General features: G+C 72.5%; 8 protein-coding genes. 5 read left to right on the top strand and 3 right to left on the bottom strand.

What is annotated here, in order from left to right; genetic code table 11:
* Positions 1-1,390: 7,8-didemethyl-8-hydroxy-5-deazariboflavin synthase CofG (gene cofG, locus ACI3KY_RS19525; protein WP_404931790.1), on the bottom strand; the 1,390-nt coding region annotated here is incomplete at its 3' end.
* A 103-nt stretch (positions 1,391-1,493) separates the two neighbouring features.
* Here cofG and ACI3KY_RS19520 point away from each other — a divergent pair.
* Complete coding sequence (locus ACI3KY_RS19520) at positions 1,494-1,958, top strand: hypothetical protein (RefSeq protein ID WP_404931789.1); 465 nt, start codon at positions 1,494-1,496, stop codon at positions 1,956-1,958.
* Positions 1,959-2,052: 94 nt separating this feature from the next.
* On the opposite strand, the gene ACI3KY_RS19515 is transcribed toward ACI3KY_RS19520, so the two are convergent.
* Complete coding sequence (locus tag ACI3KY_RS19515) at positions 2,053-2,871, bottom strand: ABC transporter permease (protein ID WP_404931788.1); 819 nt, start codon at positions 2,869-2,871, stop codon at positions 2,053-2,055.
* Positions 2,868-5,033, bottom strand: a complete 2,166-nt coding sequence (locus ACI3KY_RS19510) for an ATP-binding cassette domain-containing protein (protein WP_404931787.1) — start codon at positions 5,031-5,033, stop codon at positions 2,868-2,870. The genes ACI3KY_RS19515 and ACI3KY_RS19510 overlap by 4 nt, the downstream gene beginning before the upstream one ends.
* A 151-nt stretch (positions 5,034-5,184) precedes the next feature.
* Between ACI3KY_RS19510 and ACI3KY_RS19505 the strand changes: the two genes are divergently transcribed.
* Genes ACI3KY_RS19505 through ACI3KY_RS19490 form a run of 4 tightly spaced genes read left to right on the top strand, consistent with a single transcriptional unit; the run spans position 5,185 to position 8,658 of the window.
* Positions 5,185-6,258, top strand: a complete 1,074-nt coding sequence (locus ACI3KY_RS19505; protein ID WP_404931786.1) for an enoyl-CoA hydratase/isomerase family protein — start codon at positions 5,185-5,187, stop codon at positions 6,256-6,258.
* Between the two features lie 22 nt (positions 6,259-6,280).
* The gene (locus ACI3KY_RS19500) at positions 6,281-7,123 is read left to right on the top strand and encodes an LssY C-terminal domain-containing protein (protein ID WP_404931785.1); all 843 of its coding nucleotides are present in this window, start codon (positions 6,281-6,283) and stop codon (positions 7,121-7,123) included.
* Positions 7,120-7,671 carry a hypothetical protein gene (locus ACI3KY_RS19495; RefSeq protein WP_404931784.1) on the top strand — a complete coding sequence of 184 codons (552 nt, stop codon included), beginning with the start codon at positions 7,120-7,122 and terminating at the stop codon, positions 7,669-7,671. Before ACI3KY_RS19500 ends, ACI3KY_RS19495 begins: the two co-directional genes overlap by 4 nt.
* Positions 7,672-7,731: 60 nt before the next feature.
* A complete protein-coding gene (locus tag ACI3KY_RS19490; protein WP_404931783.1) occupies positions 7,732-8,658 on the top strand; it encodes a DnaJ domain-containing protein in 927 nt (308 codons plus the stop codon).
* The last annotated feature ends 63 nt before the right edge of the window (positions 8,659-8,721 follow it).

Here is an 8,721-nt window from a genome sequence, read left to right as displayed (position 1 = left end):
CGCTCGCCCCGTCCCCCATGGGTTCGTCCGTCGTATATGTACGCGAAACCGCGTCATCGGCGTGCATATACGACGGACGAACGGGGTGGTGAGGGGGGACAGGGACGGGCGCGGCGGCGAGGCCGGTCGCGGGGTCGGCGAGGGCCGCGACGGCCGGACGCAGTCCGGGGTCGATCCAGGTCTCGGCGTCGACGACGAACTCGGGCTGGGCGGTCAGGCGCTCGCGCAGCTCGAAGCCGAGCTCCGCCGTCATGCGCGCGAGGTCGTCGAGGTGCGGCCAGGGGCGCTCGGGGTTCACGTGGTCGACGGTCAGGGGGGAGACCCCGCCCCAGTCGTCGGCGCCCGCGCGCACGAGCAGGTCGAACTCCGTCGGATCCGAGAGGTTCGGCGGCACCTGGATCCGCATGCGCGGGCCCATGACGAGCCGCGCCACCGCGACCGCGGCGACATACTCGAGCAGATCGGCGTCCGCCACTCCCTGCATCGCGGTGCGGGGCTTCGCGCGGAAGTTCTGCACGATCACCTCCTGCACGTGACCCTGCCGGTCGCCGGGGGACGCGCCGTCGACCATGTGCCGCTCGTGCGCGTCGCGGATCGCGATCAGCGACGCTGCACGGTCGCTCGCCGTTTCGCCGATGCCGACCAGGATGCCGGTGGTGAAGGGCACGCGCTCTCGCCCCGCGGCGTCGATCACGGCGAGCCGCACGGCCGGGTCCTTGTCGGGCGAGCCGAAATGCACCTGCCCGGGTTCCTCGAACAGCCGGCGCGAGGTCGTCTCGAGCATCATGCCCATCGACGGGGCGGTGGGCCGCAGCATCCGCAGCTCTTCCGCGCTCATGACGCCCGGGTTGGCGTGCGCCAGCAGCCCGGTCTCGGCCGTCACCAGGCGCGCGATGTGCGCGACGTACTCGATCGTCGATGCGAACCCGTGCTCGTCGAGCCATGCGCGCGCTTCGGGCCAGCGGTCCTCGGGCCGGTCTCCCAGGGTCAGCAGCACCTCTTTGCAGCCCATCGCCTGGCCCTGCCGCACGACAGCGAGCACCTGTTCGGGCGACATGTACGCGGGCTTGTGCTTCTTGAGCAGCTGCCCAGGCGTGTCGACGAACACGCAGTAGTGGCAGCGGTCGCGGCAGAGCGTGGTCAACGGCACGAACACCTTGCGCGAGTACGTGATCACGCCGGGACGACCGGATGCCGCGAGCCCGGTATCCCGCAGCTCGCCGGCGATCGCGAGCAGGCGTTCGAAACGCTCGCCCTGCGCGGAGAGCAGCGTCTCGGCGTCGGCCGCATCGAGCCGCTCGCCGGCAGCGGCGCGCGCGAGCGCTGCGTCGACGGCGGCCGGAGAGGCGGCTGCAGAGGGCGCGGTGACGGAGGGGGACGCGACGGTCACCGATCCAGTCTCGCACCGAGCAGGGGCGCCGGGGTCGCGGATCGTTGCCCTCCCGTAAGCAAATGAGCCCGGTTCCCGGTGAAGCCGCTGGCAGACTAGTCGCATGGTGACGCTGCTGCTCGACTCGACGCAGCTCGAAGTCGTGCTGTCGATGTCTGAGCGCGCCCTGTCGTTCCGCAAGGGCAACGTCGTCATCGAGCGGTCGACGATCACCCGCGTGCAGCTCACCGACGACGCCTGGACCTGGCTGCGCGGCATCCCGAATCCCGGCACCCACGTGCGCGGCATCATCGCAATGGGCACCTGGCGGTCGGCGGGCGGCGACGACTTCGCCCTCATCCGCCGTCACCGGCCGAGCGTCGTGATCGACCTCGAGGGGCACCCGGACTTCCAGCGGATCATCCTGACCACGCGCCACGGCCTCGCCCTCGTGCAGGCGCTGCGCGTCGAGGTGGCGGCGGAACCGGCCGACGTCGTCGAGATCGCGGCCGAGACCGGCACCATCCCGGTCGTGCCCGAGAAGAAGCCCCGCAAGCGCAAGACCCCGGCACCCGCTCCCGCCGTCTGAGCAGCCACCGGGACGCGGAGTCGTACGAGGCTTCGCGCGTTTGGTCTCGTGAGTCGGTCGCTGAGCGGCCGCCGGCGACCGAGACGAAACGCGCTCAGCTGACGTCGCGGCGCCAGCTCACCAGGTGGCCGAGCACCACGAACACGACGGCGTAGCCGAGCAGGACCAGGCCGCCCACCCACCACTCGAGAGGTTCGGCCGACCCCTGCGGCATGCTCGCCGACAGCACGCTCGCGCCGACGAGGGCGTCGCTCGCAGCGCCGGGCAGGAAGCGCGTGTAGTCCGAGAGGCCTTCCACGAAGGCCGCGGCGGTGCGCCCGATCGGCTCGACGAACTGCGTGAAGACCAGCACGCCGACGATGGCGCCGACCTGGTTGCGCACCAGCGCACCGACCCCGACGCCGATGAGCGTCCAGAGGACGTAGGCCAGCAGCATCCGTCCCAGCATCGCCCAGGTGTCCACCGAGCCGAACTCGGTGCTGAGTCCGAAGCCCGCGAGGAACGCCGCGGACGTCCCGACGGCGGCGACGGTGCCGATCACGCCGAGCACCACGCCGATGAGCACGCCGACCGCGAGCTTGGCGGCGAGCACCCGTCCCCGCCGCGGCGTCGCGAGGAAGGTGGGAGTCAGCGTCTTGTGCCGGAACTCCGCGGTCACCATGAGCGTGCCCACCAGGAGCGGGAAGACGTACCCGACCGCGGTGCCCGTGCTGTACAACGTCGCCGCGAGGCCCTCCTCAGGAATCGGCGGCGCATCACCGGGCAGTGAGCCCGTCGCCGCCGCGGCGAAGACGAAGCCGAGGGCCGCCGCGGTGAAGGCGACGTAGACGAAGAGGACGATCGCGAGGATCCACCAGATGCTGGTCGAGAACAGCTTCGTGGTCTCGGAGCGTGTCGCAGCGGTCAGGCTCATCGGTCGCCCCCTTCCTGGTCGACGCGCTCATGGTGGTCATCGGCCACGCGCTCGTCGTCACCGGCGTGATCTGCGTCACCCTCAGGCGAGGAGACGGATGCCGCGTCCTCCGCGCCCGCGTCCGCCTGGGGTGCGTCCTGGTGCGGGTCGGCGGCTGGTTCCGGTGCTGCGTCCGGCTCTGGTGCGGGCTCCCGTTCCGGTGCCGGCTCGGGTTCGGGCTCGGGTTCGGGCTCGGGCTCGGGCGCTGCGGTCTGCTCGGCCTCGGCCTCGGCCTCGGCCTCGGCCTCGGCCTCGGGCACCGGGCTCGGCTCCGATTCGGGGTCGTCGCCCGGGCCGGTCTGCGGTTCGGCGGCGAGGCCCGGCTCCGGCGCGACGCGCGGGTTGCCATCGGCGTCGAACGCCGCGAAGAAGGCGTCGGCCTCGACGTCGGAATCCGTCTTGACGTAGTGCTCCCAGGGACGGTCGTCGTCCGCATCGGCGGGCTCGGGCTCCGACAGTTCGTCGTCGATCTCGCCGAGCGCCTCGACGTCCGCGTTCGCGTCCTCCGGCGCCCACGGATCGTCGTCCGCATCGGCGGGCTCGGGCTCCGACAGTTCGTCGTCGATCTCGCTGAGCGCCGCGACGTCGGCGTTCGCGTCCTCGGGCGCCCACGGGTCATGAGCCGATGCGGCAGCGGGCTCGTCACCCTCGGCGTCGGCGGGCTCCGGCTCGCCCGCCTGCTGCCCGGCCGCGGGAACGATGTCGATGACACCGGTTCCGGCGACCGCGTACCACGACGGCGCAGACGCGGTCTCGGTGGACTCGACCGGCGTGACGTCCTCCTCCGCCCCGTCGCTCGGCACCGGTGCGGTCTCCGGCGTTTCGGCCGTGCCCGCCGGCTCGACCGAGGAGAGGCCCGGTTCGGCGAACAGCTCTTGGTGGCGCTCGTGCTCGTCGCGCTCCTCCCGGTACTCGTCCGCCCACGCCGCGCCGGCGGCCGCGGCCAGGGCTGCCGCCGCACCGGGCGCTCCCGTCGCCTCGGCATCGAGCGCCGCGGCGCTGAGCGCCGACTCGTCGGCCTCGTCCGCCTCCCAGCTGGCCTCTTCGCGAGATTCCGCGTCGATCGGCGAGCCCGCTGCGGCGCCGTCTCGGCCGGAGTCGGCGTCCTCGGAAGAGCCAGCCGCCGCCACAGCCGCGGCGGCACCGGCGGCCGCCACACCGGCGGGTGCGGCATCCGTCCCCTCCACCGGCGAGAGCGAACCGACCGCCCCCGTCGCGCTCGCGTGCACACGGCTGCCGTTCACGAGGTCGAGGAAGACCTCCTCGAGCGCCGGGCCGCGACGATGCAGCGACGACAGCGCCACGCCGCCGGCGGCAGCGGCCGCGCCCACGGCCGCCGGTTCGAGGCCGCGCACGGTGAGCCCGGAGCGGAGGACCTCGAACGGCACGCCGGCCGCCTGCAGCGCTCCGATGAGCGCGGCGCGATCGGGAGCGTCGACGACGGTGGCGTGCTCGTCCGGGTCGGTGAGCTCGTCGATCGAGCCCTGGAACACGAGGCGTCCCCGCGAGATGATCAGCAGCGCGTCGACGGTCTGCTGCACCTCGGCGAGGAGGTGCGACGACACGAGCACCGTGCGGCCCTCGCCTGCGAGCTGCCGCAGGAAGCCGCGCATCCAGCGGATCCCCTCCGGGTCGAGGCCGTTCGCCGGCTCGTCGAGCACCAGCACGCCCGGGTCGCCCAGCAGTGCGTAGGCGAGGCCGAGGCGTTGACGCATGCCCAGCGAGAATCCGCCGACCTTGCGGTTGGCGGCATCCGTCAGCCCTACGAGATCCAGCACCTCGTCCACCCGCGACCGGGCGATGCTCGCCGCCTGCGCGTAGATGGCGAGGTGCGCCGCAGCCGTGCGGCCTGGGTGGAAGCTGGATGCCTCGAGCACGGCCCCCACCGTCTGCAGCGGGTGATCGAGCTCGGCGTAGCGCCGCCCGCCGATCGTCGCGTGGCCGTCCGAGGCGCGGACGAGGCCGAGGAGGATCCGCAGCGTGGTGGTTTTGCCGGCGCCGTTGGGGCCGAGGAATCCGGTCACCTGCCCGGGCTCGACGCGGGCGGTGAAACCTGCGACGGCGGTGACGGCGCCGAAGCGCTTCGTGACTCCTGAGAACTCCAGCGAATGGCCGTGGGGCATGCCGAACCCTTCCCGTGGACGTGAGCGAGACACCCCGGGGGGCACAGGTCGGGGCCGCGTCATTGCGGATTCCTTGCGGAACCGAGTCCCATCCTGGCGGAAATCCGGCGTCAGCGTGGGAGAACTTCAGGCGGCCGGTAACGTTGCGCTCGTGACCGACCTCGCCGACACCGCTGCCGAGCCCACCGTCCTCGTGAGCACCGGCGGAGGGCTCGGGCGGCTCACGCTGAACCGTCCCCGTGCGATCAACGCCCTCGATCTCGGCATGGTCCGGCAGCTGCAGGCGACCCTCGACGCCTGGGAGCACGACACCGAGGTCGACGTCGTGCTCCTCGACGGCGCGGGTGAGCGGGGCCTCTGCGCGGGGGGCGACGTGCGCGGCCTCGCGGAGCAGGTCACGAGCGGCCGCGCCGAAGACGCCGGCGTGTTCTTCCGCGAGGAGTACGCGATCAACGCCCGCATCGCCGAGTACCCCAAGCCCTTCGTCGCCTTCGCCGACGGCATCACGATGGGCGGGGGCATCGGTGTCGCCGGGCACGCCGCGATCCGCATCGTGACCGACCGGTCGCAGCTGGCGATGCCCGAGACGCGCATCGGCTTCACCCCCGACGTCGGCGGCACCTGGCTGCTCGCGCACGCACCCGGGCGCCTGGGCGAGTACCTCGGTCTGACCGGAGCGGTGATGGATGCCTCGGACGCGATCTACGCCGGATTCGCCGACCATTACGTGCCCCACGAGAATCTCGACGCGGTCCGCGACGCGCTCGAGACGCGCGCCGACCCGTCCACTCCGACCGAGCTGGTGCTGCTGTTCGACGAGACGCCGGCCCGGTCGAAGCTCGAGGCGGCGCGGACGTGGATCGACGAGGCCTTCGCCGCCGACACCGTGCCCGAGATCGTCGAGCGGCTGCGGGGGCGCCCCGAGCCCGAGGCATCCGCCACCGCCGATCTGCTCGGCGAGCTCTCACCCACCGGTCTCGCGGTCACCCTCGCGGCCGTGCGCCGGGCGCGTGAGCTGCCGGGACTGCGCGACGCGCTCGATCAGGAGTACGGGCTCGTGATGTGGTTCGCCACGACGCAGCCCGACCTCGCCGAGGGCATCCGGGCGCAGGTCATCGACAAGGACCGCTCTCCGCGCTGGCAGCCCGCGACGCTCGCCGACCTGCCGCCCGACGTCGGCGAGACCGCCCTCGCCGACCGCCCCGGCATCCCGCTCTGGGACTGAGCCCGCCGCACGAGGACGGATCATGAGCAACCGGCGCCGCGCATACTCGATCGGGGTGGCGATCGACTGGTTCTTCTTCGTCTTCGCCGGGGTCGCCGCGCTGTGGCTGGCGTACCTCAGCTTCACCGAGACGTTCCACGTCGGCTGGTGGGGCATCCCCTTCTTCCTGGCGTTCTGGCTGCTGCTGGCGTACCTCGTGCTGCCCCGCCTGCACCGCATCCTGACCACGGTCTATGTGCCCGAGTACTTCATCGGGCGCACCCGAACGAGCGACGGGCTGCTGGGAGACCCGGTGAACCTGGCGTTCCAGGGCACCGGCGAGCAGATCCGCACCGCGCTCGAGGTCGCCGGCTGGACGCGCGCCGAACCGGTGACGCTCGGTTCCTCGTGGCGCATCGTCGCCTCGACCCTCAGCCGGCGCAGCTACGACGAGGCGCCAGTGAGTCCGCTGTTCCTGTTCGGCCGTCAGCAGGACTTCGCCTACCAGCAGGAGGTCGACGGCAACCCGGCCCAGCGCCATCACGTGCGGTTCTGGCGCTGTCCCGACGACTGGCTGCTGCCGGGCGGCCGCCGCGTCGAGTGGCTGGCGGCGGGCACGTTCGACACGAGCGTCGGCCTGTCGCTGTTCACACTCCAGGTGACGCACAAGATCGACGCCGACACCGATATCGAGCGCGACCACATCGTCCGGACTTTGACGGATGCCGATCCCCGCGTGGCGGTCGATGTCATCGCCGACTTCGCCACCGGGTACCACGCCCGCAACGGCGGCGGCGACAGCATCCGCACCGACGGCGATCTGCCGATCGTGGACGTCCGGGCGGTCCAGCCCCGCGTCGACGCTTCCGGGGAGGTGGCGGCGTGAGCGCAGAGACACCCGCCCCGCAGAAGCGCGCCGCGTACGAGCCGGCCGCACGACTGCTGAAGCCGCCGCGCTACGACCCGCAGATGAAGCGGCCGATCTCGACCACCGCCGGCGCCGCCCTGATCCTGCTGCGCGTCCTCGCCGGCGTCGCCGTGCTCGTCGGCATCGCGGCGGGATGGGATGACATGCTCGCCGATCCCGACTCCGTGCTCGAAGGCTTCGACCCGAGCCCCGAGGGTACGCAGGCGGCGCTGTGGCTGGTGCTTGCCACGGGTGCGACGGTGCTGCTGCTCGACCTCGCGCTGGCCTTCCTCGTGTACCGCGGCATCAACTGGGCGCGCGTGGTGGTGATGTTGATCTCGGTTCTGTCGATCAGCACATCGTTCACCGCCTGGTGGGCGCAGGGGCAGGAGATCGAGATCAGCACGACGTACGTGTCGCTGAGCCTCGACATCCTCGTCCTCCTCGCGCTCTCGAGCCGGAGCGCCGCCGCCTACGCGCGGCGCAACGAGCGCCCCGACGCGCCCGCCCGCCCGGGCGTGACGTAGCCTGATCTGCGGTGTTCCGCCCGGCCGAGCCGGGCAGGCTGAGGCTCCCGGGGAGGGTTCGTGTTCGACAGTCCGCTCTCTGCGTCGGCCTACGAAGTGCTCGCGGTCGATCCCGCCGTCGATGAGGAGACCCTGCGCAAGGCCTATCGCCTGCGCCTCCGGCAGACCCACCCCGACACCGGCGGCGACGCCGCGGTGTTCATCCAGGTGCAGCGTGCCTGGGAACTCGTCGGCACGCCGGACGCGCGGGCAGCGTACGATCGCGGCCACGGTTTCGGCGAGGCGGCGGCACCGGAATGGTCGGGGTGGCGGCCGCCGTCGGCCCGCACCGACACCCGCCCCCGCGCGCGCTCTCACGGTCACCCCGGCGGCTGGCGCCGCGAGCGCTATCTGACCCTGATCCGCGAGTGGGCCGGCCGCGGCGTCACCCTCGACGACCCGTACGACCCCGCGCTCGTGCGCTCGGCTCCCGTAGGGCTGCGGCGCTTGCTGGCGGACGCGCTCGCCGAGGAGGCGACGGCCCGCATCGTGGCCGACCTGGGCATGGGGTACACCGTGTGGCACGACGTCGCGGCATCGGGACGGGATGCCGACCCCGACGCCAAGATCGACCACATCGTGCTCGGCCCGAGCGGCCTGTACGGCCTGCTGTCGGAGGACTTCGGCGGTCCCGCACGCCTGCGTCGAGGCGAGTTCGTCGGCGAAGGAGTGCCTGGCGCACCGCTCGCGGAGCTGCTCGCGCGCATGCGCGTCATCGCGCGCGCGGCCGGCGTCCGCTTCAGCGGCGCGATCGTCGTGCTGCCCGATGAAGACGTGGTCGAGCCCATCCAGGAGCTCGGGCGCATACGCGGCGTGCGGGTCGCGGTGACCTCGCGCAGCGCCCTGGCCACCGTGCTGCGCCGCGGCATCACCGGCGCGCGCGACATCGGCGGCAACGAGGTCTTCGACATCCGCACCCGGCTCCAGCAGACCGTCCGCTTCGCGTAGCAGCGTCGCGCGCGGGTCGTGCTCCGCCCGCGCTGCTCCGTGCCGGCGTTGAGATCGTGTGCT

It is taken from the genome of Microbacterium sp. ZW T2_14 (assembly GCF_044987405.1).
GTDB lineage: Bacteria > Actinomycetota > Actinomycetes > Actinomycetales > Microbacteriaceae > Microbacterium.
The sequence above is the reverse complement of the archived record's forward strand: the minus strand, read 5'-3'. Positions and strand labels throughout refer to the sequence as shown.

Bases quoted from the DNA above. Each gene is read 5' to 3' on its own strand.
- ACI3KY_RS19520 (WP_404931789.1), top strand. From the start codon at position 1,494: ATGGTGACGCTGCTGCTCGACTCGACGCAGCTCGAAGTCGTGCTGTCG.
- ACI3KY_RS19500 (WP_404931785.1), top strand. From the start codon at position 6,281: ATGAGCAACCGGCGCCGCGCATACTCGATCGGGGTGGCGATCGACTGG.
- ACI3KY_RS19510 (WP_404931787.1), bottom strand. From the start codon at position 5,033: ATGCCCCACGGCCATTCGCTGGAGTTCTCAGGAGTCACGAAGCGCTTC.
- ACI3KY_RS19515 (WP_404931788.1), bottom strand. From the start codon at position 2,871: ATGAGCCTGACCGCTGCGACACGCTCCGAGACCACGAAGCTGTTCTCG.